Source organism: Natronorubrum tibetense GA33 (genome assembly GCF_000383975.1).
GTDB classification, from domain to species: domain Archaea; phylum Halobacteriota; class Halobacteria; order Halobacteriales; family Natrialbaceae; genus Natronorubrum; species Natronorubrum tibetense.
Map to the genome: position 1 here is coordinate 460422 of NZ_KB913017.1, position 22389 is coordinate 482810.

Below are 22389 nucleotides of genomic sequence, written 5' to 3' on the forward strand. Positions count from 1 at the left end.
CGACGGCGAGAATGCACTGGCTACCGAACTGATTTGTAGCGGGATGATGAATCCTCACTTATGACGAGCGTCGAGATCAAGTACTGCGTCCCCTGTGGTTTCCTCGAGCGGGCCGAGGACCTCCAGCACGCGCTTCTGTCGACGTTCGGCGAGCAACTCGAGGCGGTGACGCTTGTGACGGGCGCGAACGGGGTCTTCGCAGTCCGTGTCGACGACGAACCGGTTTTCGAAAAGCACGAGGAGACGTACGACGTCGACGAAATCGTTCGTCGGGTGCGTGATCGACTATGAGTACTGTGCACACACACCATGTGTGTCGGGTCGTTGAAGTGATAACCGACTTGCGGGTCGCAAGGCCGTCGCTATTCGACGGTGGTGACATTACGATAGTCATACCGTAACGAGCAGCGACAGGGATAGGTAACAAATGAAACAACAATACACGGACAGTACGCGTTGGAACGGCGTTCGGTTCCGAAGCGGGTGATCGACAATGGTATTCAATACACTCTGGACTCGCCTCTCGTCGCTCTGGTCGACCGATTCGACCGGCGAGACGGCGGACGGTGACGCTGCGGCAGACGAATCGGCTGAGACGGAGGACGAAACACTGAGTTACGCCGAAGAGATCGAGTACGGTGTCGACGAACGTGATCTTCCCGACGAGGATAAGATTCTCAGACTGCTCGTCAAACGCGGCGGTCGCGTCGATCGGTCGACGGTCCGCAACGAGACCGGCTGGACTGACGACCACCTCGAGGACGTAATCAACAGCATGGAAGACGACGGCCAGGTCAGCGCGATTACCGTCGGCCGCAAGCGAGTTATCTGTCGGCGAGGATTCGAACCGAAAGGCTATCGCTCGCATCTCAACGAGTAGCGGCTACCGGCGGCGGACTTCCGAGCGGACTCTCGACGGCATCGGCGACGACCGTCCCTCGGTCGTACCCTGATACTGAACGATTCGCTTCGCGATATTTCTCTCGTTCCGACCCACGGGTTCTGCTGGACGAGCCAGTGTTGACTGTCGGGAAATAATTGCTCGAGCGCGAGCGAGACGGAACAGGTCCGAAAACCGAAACACGGACCGGCTCGATGTCGACTGACGCGACGATATCACCGATACGGAAGCGCGTCTGTGGCGTATTCAGGCCGAATTCATTTCCATCGAACTGACCTACGTTGAGGTATGTTAGAACTCGCACTGTTGTTCTTCGTAATCGCGATCATCGCCGGTGCGCTCGGCGCGGGCGGCGTCGCAGGCATGTCCATGTCCATCGCAAAGTGGCTCGTGTTGATTTTCCTCGTGCTCGCGATCGTCTCGCTATTGCTGTGAGCGAGACGCGGGGAGCAATCGGACGTCCACCGCGGGCGTCTTCCCAGCGGACCTCCTCGAGAGGAATCGTTTCGCAACGGACAGCAGTCGCTCCGAAGCGATAGCGTCACGTCGAATAACAGTCGTCCACAACAGCGTTGGATCGGACCGATGACTCGCCGACGTCCGAGTCGAACCTTACCTGTGGGTACAGGTCGACGACCGATCCACCAGCAGGTCGTCGCGACAGAGGACACCGTCGACGAACAACCGACCGTCGCTCGTTACCGTCACCTCGTGGTCGGCGATGTCGAACCGGAACGTCCACGTGCCCGTATCGTGAGTGGCTAACTCCGTCAGGACCATCGGATTGATGTACTCGTAGAGGGTGTACTCGACCTCCTCTAACTCGAGTCGGTCGGCTTCAGCCAACGCCTCGACGACGTCGACGATAATCGCATCCCGTTGTGAGTCCATCGGTCTCTCTCGCTTCGAATCGTAGTTGGTCATCGGTTGGTTTGGATCTGCGTTCGTATCGCGTTCGTCGGTCCGGCCACGCCCCGCCCTCCCCTGCACGATTCCGTGCTCGTGTCGGTCGCGTCCGGGATCGTGCCTCGAGCACACCCCTCTGAGTCCGAGCGAATCGGCGGCGGCCTCGGTCCGCGGTTCGTGCCACCGTCGTGTACCGGAGTGATACGTCGCACTTGCCGAACCCCGGTTCGCTGCCCGCACACGACCAACAAACTGGTCGGTCATCGCCACGGATGGGGCGTCGAGGTGACCGTTATTAAATAGGATGTCACTAAATCTAATAGAAACGGATCGTTCGCTCGAGTACGGCAATATTGACCGATCCAGTGGCTCGAAACATTATATCGGGGCGCGTATCGTGACACCGCTGACGAACGTCGTAGACTGCGGTAGGTGTTCGAACGACTACTGAGACGGCCGACTGGTTTTCGACGAAAACGAGTATTCACCCAATTGCTGACTGTAACTTGACGGTGATCGGCCTACTGTGATGGGAGACAGACGTACTATCGGGTTCGCGGTGTCCGAATAACCTGGGCCGACGAAGGACGGGAGACTTAGTGGTCCGGTCCCAACGTGCTCCCAACATGCGTCTCAATACCGACTCGAGGTGGTCCCGATGATCCTCGACGATTCCGAGCGTCCCGCCGCGGAGTACGAGGCCTTAGCCGACGCGCTCGAGGACCTGCGTGAGGAAGTGGCCGACGAGCCGATCAAGGAGTCACGACTCGAAGGGCTGTTCGACGAGACGACGACGACGAATCCCAACATCTGGAACACCGTCACGGCGTTCATCGACGTCGAAAACGGCGAGGCCGTCGTCACCGAAACCTCGAAACTCGCCCAGGGAAGCTGGGCACCCGAGATCGTCGACGACTGCGACGCGATGGTGACCATGGATATCAGCTACGGGCAGATGCCCGACGAGTTCAAATACACCGTTCTGAAAAAACTGGAAGAGAAGATCGAGGAGGCTCGAGAACGGGCGATCGTCGCTCGGGACGCGGATACAAGCGACGAGTAGGGCTCGTCAGTTATCCAGCTCGGTCTCGAGCGGGAGCCACCAGAGATGCCACCGATCCTCGACGCGGTGGTGTTTCAGTGTCCCGACTTCGACCATTGCGGAGAGCTGTTCGAACATTTTGTCGACCGAAACGTCGTGCTCGTCGGCCAGATACTGCGTGTTCACGACGGGTACCGGCGCGGTGCGGATCGAATCGACGATCGCTGCGGGAGATATCCGACCGCCGTCGGTGGACTTCGGGTCGGGGCTCGTCTCCGAGTGAGGGTATCTATCGGATGGCACAACGTTCGTACTCGCCGCATCGTGTTGAATCCCACGTGGCGACGCTGACGTCGCTCGCGAGGAATCAGGCTCCGGTCTCGTTAGGCGTCGTCTTCCTTGAGGTCCGCACCTTGCGGTGTCGAACCCTGATTATAACGGAGAAATTGGAGTGGACTCGCCGGGATTTGAACCCGGGGCCTCTCCCATGCCAAGGGAGTGATCTACCTCTGATCTACGAGCCCTCGTTCGCATTCCTCCATTTTCCTCGGGAATAGATAAACCCCTCGAAATGCTCGAGCCACCCCTGACGCTAACACGCACAGTACCCGCGAACCCACATTCCAGTAGTTATAAGTTAATATCCAGACAAGACCCGTATGGAAGCTACGACTCCGATCCGCCGCAGGGGGCCTGCGCCGAAATGCCCCGGGTGTACCAGCACCCGAGACGTGGCTTCCAAACGAGCGGTTTGCAAGCCATGATTACGTTCCAACCACGTCGATATAAACGTCCCGCAAGCCAGTCGCATCGCACTCGAGACACACCCCTCCCACGCACCACTGGGAGGCCAGCATGAGTGAGGAAGAGCCCAACCCGCTGTTGGGTCGCTGTCCCAGCTGCGACGGGCAACTCGCGTGGGTTACCACAATGGGCCCGCACACCCACAACGCACAACCCTGTGGCTGTCGGCTCACTGCCAGCCAGATCAGGGCGTTGCTGTAGCCACACGCGAGACGGACCACCATTTCTTCGGACCAAACCCACCAGAGCCACGACTCCCGAGCCGGTTCCGGTCTAGAAACCCTTTAGTCCGTCCGAGCGAAAGCGCTGGTGGGAAGCGCACGGCCGCAAATCTGACTGCGCCGTCCACTCTTTCGGATGGCTTGGGATTGCGGAAGTGCAACGGTAGTCGGATGACCGACTATCGCACAATCGAGCGGTCAGTGCGGTTCCTATCCTCACCAATGGCACGAATGCATACCCGCCGCCGAGGCTCGTCCGGGTCGGACAAGCCAGCGGCAGACGAACCGCCGGAGTGGAGCGACGTCGACGCGGACAAGATCGAAGACCGCGTCGTCGAACTGGCAGAGCAGGGCTACGATCCCAGCCAGATCGGGATGAAGCTGCGTGACGAGGGTGTCACGGGCACGCCCATCCCGGACGTCAAGCTGGCGACCGGGAAGAAGCTCACCGCGATTCTCGAGGAGAACGACGCCAAGTCTGACCTCCCCGAGGACCTCGAGAACCTGATGGAACGCGCGATTCGACTGCGCGAGCACATCCAGGAGAACCAGCAGGACTACCAGAACAAGCGCGCGCTGCAGAACACGGAATCGAAGGTCCGTCGACTCGTCTCCTACTACCGAGGGAACGAGCTCGAGCCGGACTTCACGTACTCCTACGAGGTCGCGAAGGACCTCCTCGACGAGTAACCCAACCTCACTAATGTCCACAGAGGGTCGTTCCGCCGAGCCGTCGTCCGCCTCCACCGCGAGCGTCCTCGAGCGTGCGGGCTTCGTCCACATCGTGGCACGAGCCGACGGCGACGCGCTCGCGGCGAGCGGCCTCCTCGCGAGGGCGCTCCGCGAACGAGAGACGCCGTATCAGGTCAGCGTCGGACGGACTGTCGCGGACCGAACGGCACGCGTTCGCGACCGAGAGCCGGCGGCCGACGACGCCACAATCGGTGTCGGAGCCGTCGACGCGGATATCACGAGCCTCGAGGCGGCCGATCGACCGGCCACGCTCGCGGCGCTCGATCTCGTCCGCGACCTCGATGCGACGCCGGATCCCGTACTCGCACTCGCCGGCCTCGTCGCCGCCGACGTAGAGCCGGGTGCCGGCGAGAGCGAGTGGCTCCTCGAGACCGCCAGCGAACGCGGGCTCGTCGACCGTCGCCCCGGAGTCGCGGTTCCGACCGCGGATCCGGTGGACGGGCTCGCCCATTCGACGCGGCTACACGCGCCGTGGTCGGGCAACACCGACGCGACGCGCGACGCACTTGCGGGACTCGATATCGACCTCGAGGCCCCCGAGACGTTCGACGGCGACGACCACCGGGCGATCGGCTCGGCCGTCGCACTCGACGTGATCGGCGACGACGACGCGGCCCCGGTCGCCGCCGAGACGATCCAGCGCGCGCTCCGGCCGTACGCGACGCCCGACCACGGGTTTGCGACGGTCGGCGGCTACGCGGATGTCCTCGAGGCGACGGCGCGAACGGAGCCGGGAACGGGCGCGGCGCTCGCGATGGGTCACGACGCCCACGAGCCTGCGCTCGCGGCCTGGCGGGCCTACGGCCGAAACGCCCACGCGGCGCTCGGGGGCGCGTCGACCGGCCGTTACGACGGCCTGTTCGTCGTCGGTATCGACGACGGCCCGGTCGACGCGGTCGCTCGCATGGCCGTCGCGTTCCGATCGCCGGAGCCGTCGGTTCTCGCCGTCGCAGACGGTGAGGCCGCGGTCGCGACCCGGGGCGACGAGTCCCTCGGCGCGACCGTCGAGGCCGTCGCCCGCGAGTTCGAAGATGTTGGGATCCCCGACGTCGCCTACGACGGTGGCCGACGGCGCGGCTATCTCAGATACGACGCCGACGTGGACGAGTCGACGATCATCGCGACAGTGAGGGAGATACTGTGAGCCGACGCGCGACTATTCGAACGACCCACGACGATCCGGAACTCGTCGCCCGGGCGCTACGTCCGGACAACACCGACGAGATGGAGACCGAAGTCGAAGACGGTACCGTCGTCACGCGAATCGAACGCGAGACGACCGGCGGACTCCACTCGAACGTCGACGACTACGTGGTCAACCTCGAGGTCGTAATCGATATCGCTCGGACGGGACAGTACGGAGCCGAACAGCGCGACCGACCAGAGGACACGGGGACCGTGTCCGACGCAGACAGCAACACCACACACGATACATCATGAGTGAACGATCAGTTTCACGAGCGAAACAGGAAAAGCGGTGGTACACCATCCTGGCACCGGAGCAGTTCGACCGCCAGGAACTCGGCGAGACCCCCGCTGACGAACCGGAGAAAGTATACGACCGAACAATCGTCACGACGCTCGGCGAGTTGACGAACAACGCCAGCGAGAACAACACGAAGCTGACCTTCAAGGTCACCGACGTCGGCAGCGACTCGGCGTACACGGAGTTCGTCGAGCACTCGCTGACGCGAGACTACCTGCGATCGCTGGTTCGCCGCGGCGCCTCGAAGGTCGAGGCCTACGTCACCGTCCTCACGACGGACGACTACCGCGTCCAGATCCAGCCCGTCGCCTTCACGACCAAGAAGGCCGACGCGAGCCAGGAGAAGGCCATCCGCGAACAGATGGTCGCGATGATCGAGGAGGCTGCCGCCGAGCGCGACTTCGAGGAACTCGTCGACAGCGTCGTCGAGGGTCGACTCTCCTCGGCGATCTACGGTGAAGCCAAGACGATCTACCCGCTGCGCCGCGTCGAGATCCAGAAGACGACCCTCGAGGCCCGTCCCGAGGAAGTCGCCGAAGAGGAAGCGACCGCGGTCGACGTCGACGAAGAAGACGTCGCGGCCGAGTAATCGCGACTCGGCGATCGCAGCCGATCGAGATTCAACAACACACGTTTTTTGCGGACGGAAACAGACCCAGTCTCGAGTCCGTTCACCCTTAGGTTACCAGCACCATCTCGGTGACCTTGTGCGCGCCCGTATTGACCCGGACGGGGAACGACTCGCCGTCGCCTGCGGGGTGTCCCGCCCGGAACTCGAGCGTGATCGTTTCCTGATCGCCCGCGCCGAGCGTCAGCAGTTGCGAGTCTTCGATCACCGGATCGTAGCCGACGACGAGGTCGATATTCGTCCGCCCGGTCTCGCCACCGACGTTCTCGATGATGGCGTTCACCTCGAGCAGTTCGCCGCCACCGACGGGCGAGTTCGTCCGGACGGTCGACACCTCGAACAGCGCCGGATCCACCGTCTCGTGTCCGTTTTCCGTGACGGTGACTATTTCGGTGACCATGTGCGCGCCGGTGTCGAGCCGAACCGGGAACACCTCGTGACCGCCCGAGGGCTGTCCGGCCTGAAACTCGAAGACGACCGGCTGTCGAACGTGAGGTGGGAGCGTCAGCGTCTGGCTCCCTTCGACCACCGGATCGTAGCCGACGATGAAGTCGACGTCGGTCGTGCCGGTTTCACCACCGACGTTCTGGATGGTCCCGTCTACCCAGAGCAGTTCGCCGCCGCCGATGGGCGAATTCGTCCCGAGAAACACCACCTCGAACAGCGCCGGATCGTCCGCCTGTGCACCTACCGCCGTGCCCCCGTAGCCAGCGGTCCCGACGCCCGCTCCCACGAGGGTGATGAACTGTCGACGGTCCATAACTGAACCTTGGTAGTCAATGACTATCAAACTACACGGAACGTATCGCCGTCGTCCATTGTCAGCCGCCCTGTCTTCTTCTTGCGCTGCCCCCTCGAGGAGTGTTCCGTCGATCGCCGCAGTTCTCGCTTTTAACACCGCTCCGCTCGTACCGTCGCCTATGACACCGACTCACTCGAGCGACGATCGGCGGGACTCGACCGTCCGATTCGAGTACGATCCGGCGACGATCCGGTTCGGCACCGGTTGTGCCGCGGAACTCGAGAGCGAACTCGAGACGCAGGGACTCGAGCGCGCGCTGCTCGTCTGTGGCTCAACCGTCGGGAGCACGCCCAACGTCATCGATCCCGTTACGGAGGGCCTCGGCGGCCGACTCGCCGGTGTGTTCGACGAGACGACGCCGAAGAAGCGCCTGCAGACAGCCCTCGAGGGCCGGGACCGACTCGAGGACGCGGACGCCGACGTCCTCGTGAGTCTCGGTGGTGGCAGCAGTCTCGACGTCGCGAAGGCAATTAGCGTCCTCGCGGCGACCGACTTCGGTCCGGCGGCCGCCGGCCGGAAGTTCGCCGAAACCGGCACGCTTCCGGTCCCGGACGACGGACTGGTTCCGATCGTCGCGATTCCGACGACTCTCGCCGGGGCCGACCTCTCGATGTCCGCGGGGCTCACCGCCGGGCCCGACTCCGGACTGGTCGACGAAGAGATCAGCGGCGGACTCTCGGCGACGGGGTTGATGCCCACCGCGGCGGTCTACGATCCGGAACTGGTCGCGACGACTCCCGACTCGATCCTTGCAGGTTCCGCGATGAACGGGTTCGACAAGGGGATCGAGGCTATCTATGCGGCCGACGCGACGCCGGTGACCGACGCGACGGCCAGACACGGCCTCGAGCAACTCGAGGACGGCCTCCGGGGGTTCGGCGACGGCGACCGCGATATCGACACGTTCGAGACGATCCTCGAGGGCATCGTGCTCGTCCAGTACGGCATCTCGCGACCCAGCGGGTCGATACTCTCGATCGTTCACGCCTTCGGTCACGGCCTGACCCACACCTACGACGTCCAGCAGGGGGCTGCCCACGCCGTCGTCGTCTCGTACGTCCTCGACTATCTCTTCGAGCAGGAGGGAGTCGACGCGCGGGAGGAAATGCTTGCGAACGCGCTTGGCGTCGACAACGCCGCGGATCACGGCGCTGCGATCGTCGAGGCGGTCACCGAGATCCGAGACGGACTCGACCTTCCCTCGCGGCTTCGTGACGTCGACGGTCCCGAGCCCGACGAGTTCACCGCGGTCGCCGAGTACGTGCTGTCCGACTGGCTCATGGAGAACGTGCCGCCGGGGTTGGATCCGTCGGTCGAGGATATCGAGGAGATACTCGAACAAGCGTGGTAGGCGCTTGGCGGCGCGTGGAGGCGCGTGGCGGGAGTTTACCGACGTTTCGCCGGTCAGCGATTCGACGGCGTCGATTCCACAGACTGCGGCGGACTGACGCCGCGGCGTGGTGGCTGGAGTCCGTCCTGCATCGGGGAGAGCAGCCACGCGAGGTAAATCGCGAGAACCGTACCGATCGCCGCCAGAACGAACAACACCGTCGGAACGGCGAGGTCGACGATCTCGAGAAGCGAGAGTCCGAGGCCACCGCTGAGAAGCGATCCCAGCACGAAGTTCCGCAGCCCATCGGGGATGAGTGCACAGAGCCGCTGGCGCCAGTACACCGCATAGCAGAATCCACAGACGGTTCCGAGGAGCACGGCGCCGGGGCTCTCGAAGGCGTTCGGGAGCCCCGTTTGACGCGTGACAGCGAAGCAAAATATCGGCAGGCCGAGCACGAGAGCGACGAGTTCGCCGCGGCGACCGTTCGGGGTCGTCCACCCACCGTCATCGCGGAACCACTCGAGGAGGAAGACGGCCATTGCTATCGGGTTGGACGTGTTGATCAATAATTATGTCGGTAGGATCGACTGCGACCCGCTGTTCACCGATGCGACTTATTGCTTGCCGACCTCGTCGACGTACGAGGGACGTTCGGCGTACGCGATCGGATCCCGAACGCCGATGGTCTGGAACGCCTGCAGCCGGAACGCACACGAGTCACAGGTTCCGCAGGCGGGTTCGTTCTCGCGATAACAACTCCAGGTGTGTTCGTAGGGGACCTCGAGAGCGACCCCTCGCTCGGCGATATCCGTCTTCGAGTCCTCGACGAACGGGGCCTCGATCAAGATTTCGGTCTCGGGTTTCGTTCCGATGTCGACGACCCGCTCGAAGGCCTCGAAGAACTCGGGCCGACAGTCCGGATATCCGGCGAAATCCTCGCTGTGGGCGCCGATGAAGACGGCTCCGCAATCGTTAGCTTCGGCGTAGGAGACCGCCATCGAGAGCAGGTTTGCGTTCCGGAAAGGGACGTACGACGAAGGGATCTCGTCGCTATCCATATCCGCGTCCGTGACGGCCATTTCGTCGTCTGTGAGACTCGAGGCCCCGATCTCGGCGAGGTGGCCCGTCTCGATCCGCAGAAAATCCTCCGCGTCGAGTTCGTCGGCGAGTCGGCGGGCACACTCGAGTTCGCGATCCTCCGTCCGCTGGCCGTAGGAGGTGTGCAGGGCGTAGATTTCGTACCCCCGGTTGCGGGCCTCGTAGGCCGCGGTGGCGCTGTCCATCCCGCCGGAGAGGAGGACGACGGCGCGTTTCGAAGTCGATTCGTCGGTCACAGTGTCGGTGTCAGTGATATCAGTCATTGCGAATCACGTCTCGGGGGCGTCGTTCCAGAGGTCGACGTGGAGTCGTGGCGTGTACCGGAAGCCGTAGTCCATCGCCAGCTGGGCGACTTCAGCGCGGGTCTCCTCGAGTCGCTCTCGCGTCGCGCCCTCGGGCATCAGGAGGACGTCGTCGCCCCGGATCGGAACGGCCGCCGCGTCTCGGAGGTCGGCGAGCAACTCGAGGATCTCGGGCATATCCTCCTCATCGGTGACGACGAATTTCAGCTGGAAGTCGTAGCTCTCGATGAGGTCGGTGAGCGCCTCGAGATCGATCCGATCGTTCTCGTGGCGTTCCGCCCACTCTCCTCCACCCTGATTCGCGGCTCCCGTCGGTCGCCGCTCATCGCTCCGAGATTCCTCCGGAATCTCGCTCCTTGGATCGCGTTCGGGCGTCGGCGTGCTGCTCTCGAGTTTCGGACTGATCGAGGCGAGATCGATCGGCGCGTCGCGGAAGATCGTCCCGTTGGTCTCGACGGTAGTGTGATAGCCACGTTCCTCGAGCGCCTCGAGCAGGTCGACACAGGTCTCGTGGATCATCGGCTCGCCCCCCGTGAGGACGACGTGCTCCGCTCGGTCGTAGGACTCGATCTCCGCTACGATCGCCTCGAGATCCAGCCAGGCGTGGGTCGGCTCCCAGGAGGTATGATAGGAGTCACAGAACCAACAGCGGAGGTTACAGCCGCTCGTACGGACGAACACCGACGGAACGCCGGCGAGCGTCCCCTCCCCTTGCAGAGAGTAGAACAGTTCGTTGATCGGGAGCCCGTCAGTCACGTCCTCGCCGTCGGCCGTAGTACCGACCTCCCGATCGACCGAGTCTGAGACCGGCATCTCAGAACCGACTCCCACCGCAGAGCTCGCTCGTTTCGTTGACCTGCACGGCGATTTCGGTGACGTTCTCGGGCAGCGCCGCCTCGAGCTTTCGCTCCAGGATGACGCTCATCACCTCCGCCGTCGGCGGGTGCTCGAGGACGATCATCCCGTCGTCGTCACCGGCTGCTTCGAAGGCCTCGACGAGGGGATCGCCCCTCTCGAGGAGGAACATGTGATCCCACTCGTCGATCACGTCGGTAATATCGCCTTTGTCGGCGACCCAGCCTTCCTCGGTCAGTTCGCCGGCGACGGTGACGGCGACCTCGTAGTTGTGGCCGTGGGGGCGTGAACACTTGCCGTCGTGATGAAGAATCCGGTGCCCGGCGCTGATTCTGATCGGTCGGTCCCGTCCGACGTGGAGGACGCGCTCGGTCCCGGTAATCGCGTCCTCATCGCTTTCGGCACCGATTTCGTCCCGTCGATCGGGAGTCGTTGCTCTTCCAATCATATCTGGGTATTCTCATAGGAGTACTTAACTATGATCCACTCGACGCGCTATCACACGAACTGGCACGGGCGGGGCTCGAGCGACGTGACGCGATCGCTAGCGAGAAGACTCGAAACGGCTCAAAAATGTCGATATACCTGCGAAACCGCGGTCAGAAACGGCGAGCGCGGCGCAGCCGACCGCTTTCGACTCTGCCCGCCCTCACCACCACCTTCCACCGTGTAATGTGCCGACTGCGATCGTTTGCGAGGGGTTCAGTCCTTGAGCTGGTCCTGAAGCCTGTTTTTGGCTTCGGTTCGGCGTTTCCGAGAGAACTGCGGGCGCTCGTCGGAAAAGTCGACCTCGATTTCGTCGAGCGTCCGCCGATAGATGTTCGTCCGCCGACCCTCTTCGGAAAGCTGTCGGCCTTCGCAGGTCAACAGTCCGGCGTCGACGAGTTCTTCGATCCGACGGTAACACGTCGCGATCGGAATCTCGATATCGTTACTCAGTGCCTGTGCCGATTTCGGTGTGCCTGCAGCACAGAGGATCTCTGCGCTGTATTTGTTCCCGAGTGCTGAAAGGACCGCAGTCGAGTCCGCTTCGGGTCGTTCCCTCCGACTATGAGACATCGTTCACTGTGTACTGAATTATCAAGATTTAATCTTGTGGTTGTTCCGGGACCGGCTTTATAAGCTCGAGCGACAACCACCGAAAAGTGTCTCCTTCTGACATGAAGATAGTGCTCGCCAGCGAAACGACGATCACGGGAGAACCGTCGCCTCGATACTCGTTTTAACCCACGGCCCGAACGAGGAGTCATGAACGTCGCGGTCGTCACCGTTGGAGACGAACTACTCGCCGGGCGGACGATGAACACCAACGCCACCTGGCTCTGTGACCGACTTAGCGACAGTGGCGTCTCAGTCGAACGCGTCACCACCATCCCCGACCGAATCAGCGACATCGCTCGCGTCGTCAACGAATACCGGGCCGAGTACGACGCCGTGATCGTCACCGGCGGCCTCGGACCGACGCACGACGACGTCACCATGGCGGGCGTCGCCGCCGCCGTTGGCCGTTCGCTCGAGGAACACGAGGGCGCACTCGCCTGGCTCGAAGACGACGGCTACTCGCGTGCGGACCTGACCGAAGGGACCGCCGACCTGCCGAAGGGGGCACGCGCGCTGCACAACGAGACCGGGGTCGCACCCGGAGCCGTCCTCGAGGGTATCTACGTGCTCCCGGGCGTCCCCTCGGAGATGAAAGCGATGTTCGAGTCGATCGAAGCCGAGTTTTCAGGGACCGCGACGTACCGCAAGGAGGTCGTCGCCGACGAACCGGAGAGCGCCCTACTCGACCGAATCGCGGAAGTCCGAGAACGGTTCGACGTCACGGTCGGCAGCTACCCGGGTGAATCGGTTCGACTCTCGCTCACGGGGACTGACGAAGCGACCGTCGCGACGGCCGCGGCGTGGCTGCGCGAGCGCGTCGAAAGTCCGAACTAAGGGTGAAAGCGTCGGACGACGCTCTCGGCTGTATCGATTATCGGTACAGGTAGGCGAGCCAGCCGATCGTCACGAGCAGACTCAGCGCCAGGACCCCCCAGCCGGCGATCTCCATCGGCAGTTCCGTCTCCGCCTCGAGCACGGCGAACGCGAGTTGGTTCATGTTCGGCGGTGTGTTCCCATCCCTCTTAATCTTTCAGAATCCAGACCAGGCCGCTTCTTCATATCGTTTTTATGATGGTTGGGACCCGCCGATTTCTTCGAGTCCGTGCGCCAAAAATACCACACGGCTTTTAGATCGGCTCCCCCTAGGTTCGATATGGAGTCTCTCGGTGTCGTTGTCAACCCGATCGCGGGGATGGGCGGTCGGGTCGGATTGAAGGGAACCGACGGCAAACTCGAGGAGGCGCGACGCCGCGGGGCCGAGCCGCGTGCACCCGATCGGGCGCGAGAAGCTCTCGAAGCGCTTCACCGGCGCACACCCGAGCTAACCGTCTACACGGCCGCGAACGTGATGGGCGAGCGTGCAGTGCAGGACGCTGGTTACGAACCCGTAGTGGTCTACGATCTGGCAACCCCGGCGGAGTCGAAGACGGCAGCGGAGCCGGCGACTGCAGAAGAGTCGAAGACGAATCCGGCGACTGCAAAAGAGTCGAGGACGACTCCGGAAACTGCCGAGACGACCGCGGCGGACACGCGAGCAGCGGTCGAGGCCTTCCTCGAGCACGACGTCGACCTCGTCCTCTTCGTCGGCGGCGACGGGACGGCCGTCGACGTCGCCCAGGTACTCGAAAAAGCGAGCGACGACGCGACCCCGATGCTCGGCGTCCCGGCCGGCGTCAAGATCTACTCCTCGGTGTTTGCGGTGACGCCCGCCGACGCGGGCCGGATCGTTGCGGAGTTCGACCGCGTCGCCGACCGCGAGGTCAACGATATCGACGAGGAGGCCTACCGCGAGGGAGAGGTCCGGACGGAACTCAGAGCCGTCGTCCCGGTTCCCGTCGCGTCCGACGTCCAGTCGAGCAAGCAGGTCTCGAGCGGGAACGTCGACTCGCTGGCTGCCGGGTTCGCCCGCGAAATCGACGCGAACCGGACGTACGTTTTCGGTCCTGGCGGCACCGTCGGTGCCATCGAACGCGAGCTTGGAATCGACACCTCGCCGCTCGGCGTCGACGTCTGGCGCGACGGCGAGTTGCTCGCCCGCGACGCGTCCGAAAGCGAGATCCTCGAGGTGCTCGAGGAACCGGTGACGATCGTCGTCTCACCGATTGGGGGACAGGGGTTTCTCTTCGGCCGCGGCAATCACCAACTCTCGCCGGCGGTCATCCGGCGCGCCGACGAGATCGAGGTCGTCGCCTCGGGAACGAAACTGGATGGAATCGACGCACTGCGCGTCGATACCGACGACCGCGACCTCGACGATGAGCTTCGAGGGTGGATTCAGGTCCGAACGGGCCGGTTTACGACTCGTCTCGTCAAAGTTGTTTAAGGTATGGGCGAGAATCGGCCTCGTAATCAACCATATAATTATCCGACCCGGACATAATGTCCATATAGTCAAGATTAAGGTCCGGTCCTTCCTATGGAACACATATGGAAACGCGGAAAGTGCAACGACTGGGTCCGTCGACGCTTGCCATGACCCTCCCCGCAGAATGGGCCTCCGAACACGATGTCGAGAAAGGCGACGAAGTCTCCCTGCGAACCAGCGGAAAAGGGACGCTCACCGTCATGCCCGAATCGGCCAGCTCCGAGGAAACGGAGGCGATCATCCACGCCGACGACTTAGACGCCAACGCCGTCGAACGTGCGATCGTCGCACAGTACGTACTCGGCCGGCGCGTCATTCGGATCGACACCGAGGATGGCGCCCTCGAGTCCGATCACATCAACGCCGTCTACCAGGCAGAAACCCAGCTGATGGGGCTCGGCGTCATCGAGGAGACCCCCGAGAGCATCTCGATCCGATGTTCGGTCGACCCCGAGGACTTCACGCTCGACAACCTCTTGGAGCGCCTCGAGCGAACCGGACAGACGATGCGCGGCGAAGGTATCAAGGCCTTAGCCCACGGCAACCCCGATCTGGCCCAGCGCGCGCTCAACCGGGAGCGACAGGCGAACAAGATCTTCGTGCTCCTGCTTCGATTGATCTTTACGGCCTACCAGAACCCGAACCTCGCGCGCGCGGTCGGTCTCAACACCGGGTTCCCGCTGATCGGCTACCGGTCGATCGCAAAGAACCTCGAACTGACAGCCGACAACGGCGAGGACATCGCCGATATCGTCATCGAGACCGAGGGCCACAGCCTCAACGTCGATAGCTCGATCATGCGCGACATCCGCGAGCTTAACGAGTCGGTCGACGAGATCACATCGCTCGCCGTCGAGGCGGCCGTCGAGCGCGACTACGACAAGTCCAATCAGGTTCGCACGCTGTTCCACGAGATCTCCGACCAGGAAAAAGAGATCCTCGCGGAACTGCCCGAGATGGACAACGAGGATCTGCTTCGCATCCGAGAGGTGCTCGTCAGCCTCCAGCAGACCGCCCAGTATGCGATGCGAAACGCCGAGATTGCGGCGAACCTCGCGCTGAACGAGGAGTCCGAACACACGACGATCAACTGACGAAGTCCCGTTCGGGACGACCCGTCGGATCGGCCGTGTCCTCCGGTTTTTCGTTCCGTTGCTCGAGGCGACGAGACGCATCGCCAACGAGTGACGACGAACTGGGACGCAGATATTTCGATTCGAAAGGATAATCGGCCCGGCTATCGCAGATACGGCCGATGCGGGACCTCCCTCGTCGGATCGTCGCGCAGTTTGCCGTCGACCGACGAGTCCTCGCGCTGGCGTTCGCCCGGATGGCGGACGGCGTCGGTAACTCGTTTCTGATCATCGTCATTCCGCTGTACGTGGCGAGTGACATCGTCGGCGGAGCCACGTTCGGCCTCGAGGAGGCCATGATCATCGGAATTATCCTCTCTCTGTTCGGCTTCTTGAACAGTAGCTTCCAGCCGTTTACCGGTCGCCTCTCCGACCGGGTGGGCCGTCGAAAGCCGTTCATTTTGATCGGACTCGGCGGACTCGCCGTGACGAATCTCTCGTACATCTTCGCGGAGTCGTATCTCTCACTGCTAGTGATTCGGGGCCTGCAGGGCGTCAGCGTCTCCTTTATCGTCCCCGCATCGATCGCGCTCGTCAACGAACTCGCGACGACACAGGACCGGGGTGGCAACATGGGCGTCTACAATACGTTCCGACTGATCGGGTTCGGTGCCGGTCCCATCGCCGCCGGGGCGGTCGTCAACCTCGGCCCGTACACGATACCGACGGGCCTGGAGGTCACCGGCTTCGACGCGGTCTTTTACATCGCGACGGTGACGGCGCTGATCAGCTACCTGCTCGTCACCGTCCTCATTTCCGACCCCGACGCGACGAAGGCGAACGCGGGCGCGGACCTCTCGATCGCGATCCGCGACCCGACCGGTAAACGGCTGCTCGATCCGATCTTTACCCTCGGCGTCGCCTCGCTGTTCTTGGCCGCCGCCATCGCCCTGTTCGCGACGATCCAGCCGCAGGTCAACGCTCGCCTCGAGCAGGGATCGACCTGGTTCGGACTCCAGTTTGCGGCCTTCATCCTCGCACAGGTCCTGTTGCAGACGCCGATCGGGCGGGCCAGCGACTACTACGGACGGCGGCCGTTCATCGTCGGCGGGATGATCCTGTTGATCCCGACGACGCTCGTCCAGGGGTTCATCTTCACGTCCGAACTCATGTTTGTCGCCCGCCTCGCACAGGGTATCGCGGGCGCGATGGTGTTCGCACCGTCGCTCGCGCTGGCGGGCGACCTCGCTGGCGAAGGGGAATCCGGCTCGAAGCTCTCGATTCTGACGATGGCCTTTGGCTACGGGATCGCCATCGGCCCGCTCTCCTCGGGCGCGCTGGTCGGCTACGGCTTCTACGTGCCGTTCGTCTTCGGCACCGTCCTCGCCGTCTTCGGTACGATTCTCGTCTACACCCAGATCGAGGAGACCCTCGAGACCACGCGGCCGGTCCCGGTCGTCGGGAACGATTGATACTGTCGGACAGAAGTCAACACGAAGTCGATCGCGAATTCGCGGCCGTTGAGCAACCCCGTGGGTTGCGATGCCCAGCAGAACGCATCCGTTCTGCGGACGTCGCCGTCGGAGACGGCCGCAGTAGAGCGACCGATCTTCACGTAGTTCTGTCCGACAGTATGACCGACCGAAACGCGAGCGCCAACCGGAGCCCGTACCCCTTTGGCATACGATACCGTACCGACTCGTATGACGACAGCCGACGAGTCGATCGAGCCCTTCGAACTGACGGTCGATCGGGACGCGATCGACGACCTTCGGACGCGTCTCGAGCGGGCGCGCTGGCCCGACCAACTGCCGGACGCAGGCTGGGCGTACGGAACCGAACGGGAGACGCTGCGGTCGCTCTGTGCGTACTGGCGCGAGGAGTACGACTGGTCCGCCTTCGAAGAGCGCTGCAACGAGTTCGACCAGTACACGACCGTGATCGACGGCCAGCGGATCCACTGCTATCACGTTCGGTCGCCCGAACCGTCGGCGACTCCGCTCCTGTTGAGCCACGGCTGGCCCGGCTCAGTCGCGGAGTTCTTCGACGTTCTCGGCCCGCTAACCGATCCGGCCGCTCACGGCGGCGACCCCGACGACGCGTTTCACGTCGTCGCGCCCTCGCTGCCGGGCTTTGGCTTCTCCGGACCGACCACCGAACAGGGTTGGGACGTTCCGCGGATGGCCGACGCCTTTGCGACGCTGATGGACCGCCTCGGCTACGATCGGTTCGTCGCGCAGGGCGGCGACTGGGGCGCACTGATCACGGCGCTGCTGGGTGCGAACTACCCCGACCGCGTCGACGCGATCCACACGAACATGCTCTTTCTGACGCCGTCGACGCTCGACGAGCCGATGGAACTGCTGGACGAGCGGGGACGGGCCGACTACGAGGCGACGAAGGCGTTTCGAGAGACCGGGACCGGCTACCACGAGATTCAGGCGACGAAACCCCAGACGGTCGCCTACGGACTCACCGACTCGCCGGTCGGACTCGCGGGCTGGCTCACGGAGAAGTTTCGCGCCTGGAGCGACTGCGACGGCGACCTCGAGTCCTCGTTCGACCGCGATCGGCTGCTCGACAACCTGAGCATCTACTGGCTGACGGGGACGATCGGCTCCTCGATGCGCGTCTACTACGAGACCGACATCGCGTCGGCGACGCCCGAGTCGGTCGACGTGCCGACGGGTCACGCGCGGTACCCTGCGGAGATCTACAAGACGCCGCGCGTCTGGGCCGAAGCGGTCTACGACGTCGTCCACTGGTCCGAGCTGCCCGCGGGCGGACACTTCGCGGCGATGGAAGTTCCCGATCTGTTCGTCGAAGACGTGCGGACGTTCGTCCGCGAGGTCGGTCCGTAGCTCCCATACCGACGTGTGAGCGTCGTATAGCGGCGGTTCGAGCCACCGAGCGCTCCGTCGGTGCGGGTCGCGCCGGGACGCAACGCAAAAGTAGCGGATGCGCATACGATTCGACGATGACGCTCTCGGAGGAGGCCACAGAACGACTGGCGGACGTGGTGGAGCTACAGCCGACGAAGAACTCGGAGCTACAGGAGCGATGGGACATGGAGGGCGGCAGCGAGGTCCACCAGTACCTCGAGAACGAACTGGGCGACTACTACTTTCGGGACGACAACAGCCTCATCCGCGCGACAGCGGAGGCAAATGACCTCGTCGACGTCGAACCAGGTATCGAGAGCGATCCGGACGCCGAGGGCGTCCCTTCGAAGATCCGGGTTCCGGAACTCCAGCGCCAGATCGTCGCGGTGCTGGCCGGTCCAGACGACGAGTCCGAGAGCGTGGTCTCGGTCCTGCACAGCCTCCGGGACGAGTTCGACGTCGATCCCGACTCCGAGGACGTCCGTTCGGGGCTACAGAGCCTCCGTCGCAAGGGCGTCGTCGAGGTCGAGTACCGCACCGTCCCCACGTTCCGACTGGCCGTCGAGCGCGATGAACTCGAGGTTTCGGTCGCTGACTGATTGGGCCTGTTCTTCCCAATCTTTTTATGTTCGCCGTTCAACACTCCGGTTGCATGCATCGAAATGCACGACTCAGCAACCGTGGGTCCGGTGTGGCCCACGGCTGGGTTCCGCGAAGATCGTAACGGCAGTACTGGTTCTATCCGAGTAGTCGATCGACTGATTGCAACACTTCACAGCGGCGAGTACGTCGCTCACAACGAAGGTGATCGCGGTGCGACGTAGCGAGGCGCTCCTGTTTACGAGCCGCGAGGCTGACGGACACGAAAACGAGACCGTCGCGAGGACGTTACGGGCCGGACTCGTCCGGCAGTTCGGCAGCGGCCTCTACGGCTTTACGCCCACCGGTCAGCGCGTCCGCGAGAACGTCGTCTCGCTCGTCCAGCGTGAGATGGACGCCATCGGCGGCCAGCAGATCGGGCTCCCTTCGCTGAACGACAGCGGCATCTGGCGACGGAGCGGCCGCTGGGAAAGCTTCGAGGGTGAGATGTTTACTTTCGAGAACCGCGATGGAAAGCGGCTGTGCCTGGCTCCCTCCCACGAGGAGGGCGTCGCACACCTCGTCAAGTCTGGCGTCCGCTCCTACGACGACCTGCCCCTCTTACTGTACCAGGTGGGATCAAAGTACCGCGACGACCACGCGCGAAACGGCCTCGTCCGGACGAAGGAGTTCACGATGAAAGACGCCTACAGCCTCCACACGAGCCACGACTCGCTGGCGGAGTATTACGAGCGTGTTCGGCGGGCTTACGTCCGGATCTTCGACGCGCTCGACCTCGAGTTTGCTATCACCTCCGCTGACAATAGCGTCATGGGTGGCTCGAGCTCCGAGGAATTCGTCGCGCTCGCCGACGAGGGAACGCTAGCGCTTCGCCTGTGTTCCGCGACCGACTGCCGGTTCGGCGTTACCGACGAGTCGCCCCACAGCGGGCTGTCGGCCGGCGACGCCTGTCCTGACTGTGGGAGTCGCCTCGAGGCCGGCGAGGGTATCGAGATCGCACACGTCTTCGAACTCGGGACGCGCTACTCCGAGCCCATGGGCTTGACCGTTGACACGGCCGGAGGCGGCGAACGCAACGTGGTGATGGGGAGCTACGGAATCGGCATCGAACGGCTCCTCCACGTCCTCGTCGAACAGCACGGCGACGCAGCGGGCTGTAACTGGCCCAACGCTGGCGCTGACATCGGAACCGTCGCTCCTTTCGACGTCTCGATTGTCCCCCTCGAGTACGACGGCGACCTTCGAGAGGTAGCCGATCAGTTGTACGAGACCCTCGGGGGCGACGTACTCCTGTTCGACGATCGGGATCAGACGATCGGCGAACGGTTCGCCGAGAGCGATCTCCTCGGCGTCCCCTGGAAGGTGATCCTCGGGAATCGGTTCCGGGAAACCGGCGACGTCGAACTCGAGTCGCGCGACGGCGACACACGGGACGTCAACCTCGAGGAGGTATCCGTCATCGTCGGATAGCTGGCAGACCGTTTGGATTACTGGCGGGAAACTCCCGTTCTGGCCATCATCGACTCGAGTCCTGTCCTGGCCGCCGGCGTCGTCGCCGATCCGCGAGCAGTTGCTGACACCGTTTTCCAGGGCCGCCTTCGATCGGCCACCCCCGGGTTCGCCAGACGGGCGGCTCCGGTTCGAACGCGGGACAGTTCCCGGAACACTCGGCGGCCGTCTGGCAGCGGCGCTTATCGGCACAGTGGGGTTGCAGTTGGACGCCGTCCTGTGCGCGCAACTGGAAGTGCCGGCAGTCTGGCCGCATGGTGTCGACGAACGAGCGCCAGCCGCGCTCGTAAGCTCGTTCGGCGATCGCAAGGCGTTTGTCGGCCTTTACCGCGGGATCGACGTACTCGAATCTCGCCGCCGAGCCGTCCCGCTGCCCGCCGTCGGGGCGCTCGAGGATTCGCGTCCCCGGTTCGTCGGCGCTGAGCGTCCGGGGGTACCACTCGACCTCTGCCGTGAGCGTCTCTGGCTCGAGCGTCAGAATGCCCGCTTCAACCGGGAGTCCCTCGAACAGCGCGGGTTCGACGGCGTCGCCGGTCTCGCGCGTGGCGACCCAGACCTCGTCGGCCAGTCCTATCGCGACGTCGTACTCGAGTTGTGAACTCAGTGCACGCGCGGCGCTGGCGTCGAGATCCGGTTTGTTTTCGATGGCGACGATTCGGTCGAGCCAGTCGGGATACGGCCACTTCCGGCGGATCTCGATGCGGTTCCCACTCTTTCGGGTCTCGAGAATATCGCGGCTGTCGGCCTCGTGAATCGCCTCGCGGACGTATCGCCACGGGTAGCCGGGATGGGGCAGACAGTCGCGGTAGTAGGTCCACTCCGCGGGGGCGTTGCTGACGACGTGGAGGAGGTTGCTGTCGAGTCGGTCCGAACCGAACCTCGCGCGCTCGCGGAGGCCTACGGGATCGCACTCGAGGACGATCGTATCCCAACGCCGGCGTTTCGTCCCGAGTTGGCGGGCGACGACGATTGCACGGTCGTCGCTCGCGGACTCGAGCGGCCAGGCGCGCTCGGCCCACCGGCAGGTCCGCAACTCGAAGCCGAACTCGGCAGTGTGACGAGCCACACCTGCCGTTCGGAGCGGAGAACGAAAAACGCTACTCGATCCGTTCGTGGTGTCGATCCCGACCGCGTCAATACTGCTCACCGACGACGAGGCTCGCGCTGCTGGACGACGGTCGCATCCGCGACCGCGTCTCCGGCGCGCTGATCGTCATCGCGCACGGAGCGCCAAAAGCGTCGCTGCGGGCCGGCGGCGGACGAGTCGAGCGACGAATCGGTACGGCCTACTCTTCGTCTTCCTCCTCCCACTCGTCGAGGAACTCGTGTGCGTCCTCTAAAATCTCCCGCGGGCCATCCTGGGTGACGGTGTTTACTGCCTGCTCGTAGTCGCGCCACTGGAGGTCGCGGTGTTCGTTCGAAAGTTCCGCGCTCGCCTCGAAGGACTTCGCGATAAAGAGGTGAACGGTCTTGTGGATCGTCGTGCCGTTCGCCTCGAAGACGTAGTTGTAGTCCTTCCGGAAGCCGTCGAGTAGCCGGAACTGGTCGATACCTGCCTCTTCCTTTATTTCGCGGATCGCCGTCTGTTGTAGCTCTTCATCTCCTTCGACACCGCCCTTGGGGAACTCCCAATCGCCTGGGCGGCTCTTGAGTAGAAGATACTCGCGCCGGCCCCGCGTATCGCGGAAGAGGATCGCGCCTGCGCTCGTAGCTTCGACTGCCATTAAC

28 protein-coding genes and 1 tRNA gene are annotated in these 22389 nt (G+C 63.4%); 17 read left to right on the forward strand and 12 right to left on the reverse strand.

The genetic code is table 11. The features are described 5' to 3' along the window. Positions 1-60 precede the first annotated feature (60 nt). The 3 genes from NATTI_RS0102415 to NATTI_RS25175 all read left to right on the forward strand — a co-directional run bounded on the left by NATTI_RS0102415 (position 61) and on the right by NATTI_RS25175 (position 1336). Positions 61-291 carry a SelT/SelW/SelH family protein gene (locus tag NATTI_RS0102415; protein WP_006091925.1) on the forward strand — a complete coding sequence of 77 codons (231 nt, stop codon included), beginning with the start codon at positions 61-63 and terminating at the stop codon, positions 289-291. A 202-nt stretch (positions 292-493) separates the two neighbouring features. After that, positions 494-880: a helix-turn-helix transcriptional regulator gene (locus tag NATTI_RS0102420; protein ID WP_006091926.1), complete on the forward strand. Its 387-nt coding sequence runs from the start codon at positions 494-496 to the stop codon at positions 878-880. Positions 881-1189: 309 nt separating this feature from the next. Continuing rightward, on the forward strand, positions 1190-1336 hold the full coding sequence (locus NATTI_RS25175; protein WP_006091927.1) for a DUF1328 family protein: 147 nt from the start codon (positions 1190-1192) through the stop codon (positions 1334-1336). A gap of 177 nt (positions 1337-1513) precedes the next feature. Here the strand turns inward: NATTI_RS25175 and NATTI_RS26875 are convergent, their stop codons facing one another. Beyond that, on the reverse strand, positions 1514-1792 hold the full coding sequence (locus tag NATTI_RS26875) for a HalOD1 output domain-containing protein (RefSeq protein WP_241434387.1): 279 nt from the start codon (positions 1790-1792) through the stop codon (positions 1514-1516). 673 nt (positions 1793-2465) lie between these two features. Here NATTI_RS26875 and NATTI_RS0102435 point away from each other — a divergent pair. Next, entirely contained in the window at positions 2466-2870 is a 405-nt protein-coding gene (locus NATTI_RS0102435; RefSeq protein WP_006091929.1) for a hypothetical protein, read from the forward strand. A 6-nt stretch (positions 2871-2876) separates the two neighbouring features. Here the strand turns inward: NATTI_RS0102435 and NATTI_RS24890 are convergent, their stop codons facing one another. Then, on the reverse strand, positions 2877-3152 hold the full coding sequence (locus NATTI_RS24890) for a hypothetical protein (RefSeq protein ID WP_241434388.1): 276 nt from the start codon (positions 3150-3152) through the stop codon (positions 2877-2879). A 149-nt stretch (positions 3153-3301) separates the two neighbouring features. Beyond that, positions 3302-3373 (reverse strand) — tRNA-Ala (locus NATTI_RS0102445). 331 nt (positions 3374-3704) lie between these two features. Between NATTI_RS0102445 and NATTI_RS25965 the strand changes: the two genes are divergently transcribed. The 5 genes from NATTI_RS25965 to NATTI_RS0102465 all read left to right on the forward strand — a co-directional run bounded on the left by NATTI_RS25965 (position 3705) and on the right by NATTI_RS0102465 (position 6702). Next, a complete protein-coding gene (locus NATTI_RS25965; protein ID WP_154658235.1) occupies positions 3705-3854 on the forward strand; it encodes a hypothetical protein in 150 nt (49 codons plus the stop codon). A gap of 242 nt (positions 3855-4096) precedes the next feature. Continuing rightward, the gene (locus NATTI_RS0102450) at positions 4097-4564 is read left to right on the forward strand and encodes a 30S ribosomal protein S15 (protein WP_006091930.1); all 468 of its coding nucleotides are present in this window, start codon (positions 4097-4099) and stop codon (positions 4562-4564) included. A 13-nt stretch (positions 4565-4577) separates the two neighbouring features. Beyond that, positions 4578-5771 (forward strand): hypothetical protein, encoded by a 1194-nt coding sequence (locus NATTI_RS0102455; protein ID WP_019991576.1) that lies wholly within the window; start codon positions 4578-4580, stop codon positions 5769-5771. Further along, on the forward strand, positions 5768-6067 hold the full coding sequence (locus NATTI_RS0102460; protein ID WP_006091931.1) for a KEOPS complex subunit Pcc1: 300 nt from the start codon (positions 5768-5770) through the stop codon (positions 6065-6067). Before NATTI_RS0102455 ends, NATTI_RS0102460 begins: the two co-directional genes overlap by 4 nt. Continuing rightward, positions 6064-6702 (forward strand): 30S ribosomal protein S3ae, encoded by a 639-nt coding sequence (locus NATTI_RS0102465; protein ID WP_006091932.1) that lies wholly within the window; start codon positions 6064-6066, stop codon positions 6700-6702. The genes NATTI_RS0102460 and NATTI_RS0102465 overlap by 4 nt, the downstream gene beginning before the upstream one ends. Positions 6703-6790: 88 nt before the next feature. Here the strand turns inward: NATTI_RS0102465 and NATTI_RS0102470 are convergent, their stop codons facing one another. Continuing rightward, a complete protein-coding gene (locus NATTI_RS0102470; protein WP_006091933.1) occupies positions 6791-7501 on the reverse strand; it encodes a hypothetical protein in 711 nt (236 codons plus the stop codon). Positions 7502-7661: 160 nt separating this feature from the next. Here NATTI_RS0102470 and NATTI_RS0102475 point away from each other — a divergent pair, with 160 nt between their 5' ends. Further along, complete coding sequence (locus NATTI_RS0102475; RefSeq protein WP_006091934.1) at positions 7662-8894, forward strand: iron-containing alcohol dehydrogenase family protein; 1233 nt, start codon at positions 7662-7664, stop codon at positions 8892-8894. Positions 8895-8947: 53 nt separating this feature from the next. On the opposite strand, the gene NATTI_RS0102480 is transcribed toward NATTI_RS0102475, so the two are convergent. The 5 genes from NATTI_RS0102480 to NATTI_RS0102500 form a co-directional block, all read right to left on the reverse strand. Beyond that, positions 8948-9415, reverse strand: coding sequence for a hypothetical protein (locus NATTI_RS0102480; protein ID WP_006091935.1), 468 nt, complete (start codon positions 9413-9415; stop codon positions 8948-8950). A gap of 75 nt (positions 9416-9490) precedes the next feature. Further along, a complete protein-coding gene (queC, locus tag NATTI_RS0102485) occupies positions 9491-10237 on the reverse strand; it encodes a 7-cyano-7-deazaguanine synthase QueC (protein WP_006091936.1) in 747 nt (248 codons plus the stop codon). 6 nt (positions 10238-10243) lie between these two features. Next, a complete protein-coding gene (locus NATTI_RS0102490; protein WP_006091937.1) occupies positions 10244-11089 on the reverse strand; it encodes a 7-carboxy-7-deazaguanine synthase QueE in 846 nt (281 codons plus the stop codon). A 1-nt stretch (position 11090) separates the two neighbouring features. Further along, positions 11091-11579, reverse strand: a complete 489-nt coding sequence (locus NATTI_RS0102495) for a 6-pyruvoyl trahydropterin synthase family protein (RefSeq protein WP_006091938.1) — start codon at positions 11577-11579, stop codon at positions 11091-11093. A gap of 254 nt (positions 11580-11833) precedes the next feature. Then, positions 11834-12190, reverse strand: a complete 357-nt coding sequence (locus NATTI_RS0102500) for a winged helix-turn-helix domain-containing protein (protein ID WP_006091939.1) — start codon at positions 12188-12190, stop codon at positions 11834-11836. 189 nt (positions 12191-12379) lie between these two features. Between NATTI_RS0102500 and NATTI_RS0102505 the strand changes: the two genes are divergently transcribed. Continuing rightward, positions 12380-13066, forward strand: a complete 687-nt coding sequence (locus NATTI_RS0102505) for a competence/damage-inducible protein A (RefSeq protein ID WP_006091940.1) — start codon at positions 12380-12382, stop codon at positions 13064-13066. A 37-nt stretch (positions 13067-13103) separates the two neighbouring features. Here the strand turns inward: NATTI_RS0102505 and NATTI_RS27280 are convergent, their stop codons facing one another. After that, a complete protein-coding gene (locus NATTI_RS27280) occupies positions 13104-13229 on the reverse strand; it encodes a hypothetical protein (protein ID WP_006091941.1) in 126 nt (41 codons plus the stop codon). A 156-nt stretch (positions 13230-13385) separates the two neighbouring features. On the opposite strand from NATTI_RS27280, the gene NATTI_RS0102515 reads away from it, so the two are divergent. The 6 genes from NATTI_RS0102515 to NATTI_RS0102540 all read left to right on the forward strand — a co-directional run bounded on the left by NATTI_RS0102515 (position 13386) and on the right by NATTI_RS0102540 (position 20622). Next, positions 13386-14555 (forward strand): ATP-NAD kinase family protein, encoded by a 1170-nt coding sequence (locus NATTI_RS0102515; protein WP_006091942.1) that lies wholly within the window; start codon positions 13386-13388, stop codon positions 14553-14555. A gap of 104 nt (positions 14556-14659) precedes the next feature. Then, positions 14660-15691 (forward strand): phosphate signaling complex PhoU family protein, encoded by a 1032-nt coding sequence (locus NATTI_RS0102520; protein WP_006091943.1) that lies wholly within the window; start codon positions 14660-14662, stop codon positions 15689-15691. A gap of 161 nt (positions 15692-15852) precedes the next feature. Further along, on the forward strand, positions 15853-17142 hold the full coding sequence (locus tag NATTI_RS0102525) for an MFS transporter (RefSeq protein WP_006091944.1): 1290 nt from the start codon (positions 15853-15855) through the stop codon (positions 17140-17142). 231 nt (positions 17143-17373) lie between these two features. After that, the gene (locus NATTI_RS0102530; RefSeq protein ID WP_019991578.1) at positions 17374-18531 is read left to right on the forward strand and encodes an epoxide hydrolase family protein; all 1158 of its coding nucleotides are present in this window, start codon (positions 17374-17376) and stop codon (positions 18529-18531) included. Between the two features lie 116 nt (positions 18532-18647). Then, positions 18648-19151: a DUF5797 family protein gene (locus NATTI_RS0102535; protein WP_019991579.1), complete on the forward strand. Its 504-nt coding sequence runs from the start codon at positions 18648-18650 to the stop codon at positions 19149-19151. Positions 19152-19356: 205 nt separating this feature from the next. After that, positions 19357-20622 (forward strand): aminoacyl--tRNA ligase-related protein, encoded by a 1266-nt coding sequence (locus NATTI_RS0102540; RefSeq protein WP_019991580.1) that lies wholly within the window; start codon positions 19357-19359, stop codon positions 20620-20622. Between the two features lie 46 nt (positions 20623-20668). Here the strand turns inward: NATTI_RS0102540 and NATTI_RS0102545 are convergent, their stop codons facing one another. Both NATTI_RS0102545 and NATTI_RS0102550 read right to left on the reverse strand, forming a co-directional pair. Then, positions 20669-21727, reverse strand: a complete 1059-nt coding sequence (locus NATTI_RS0102545) for a DUF5787 family protein (protein ID WP_019991581.1) — start codon at positions 21725-21727, stop codon at positions 20669-20671. Between the two features lie 220 nt (positions 21728-21947). Continuing rightward, complete coding sequence (locus NATTI_RS0102550; protein ID WP_006092140.1) at positions 21948-22385, reverse strand: bis(5'-nucleosyl)-tetraphosphatase; 438 nt, start codon at positions 22383-22385, stop codon at positions 21948-21950. Positions 22386-22389 lie beyond the last annotated feature (4 nt).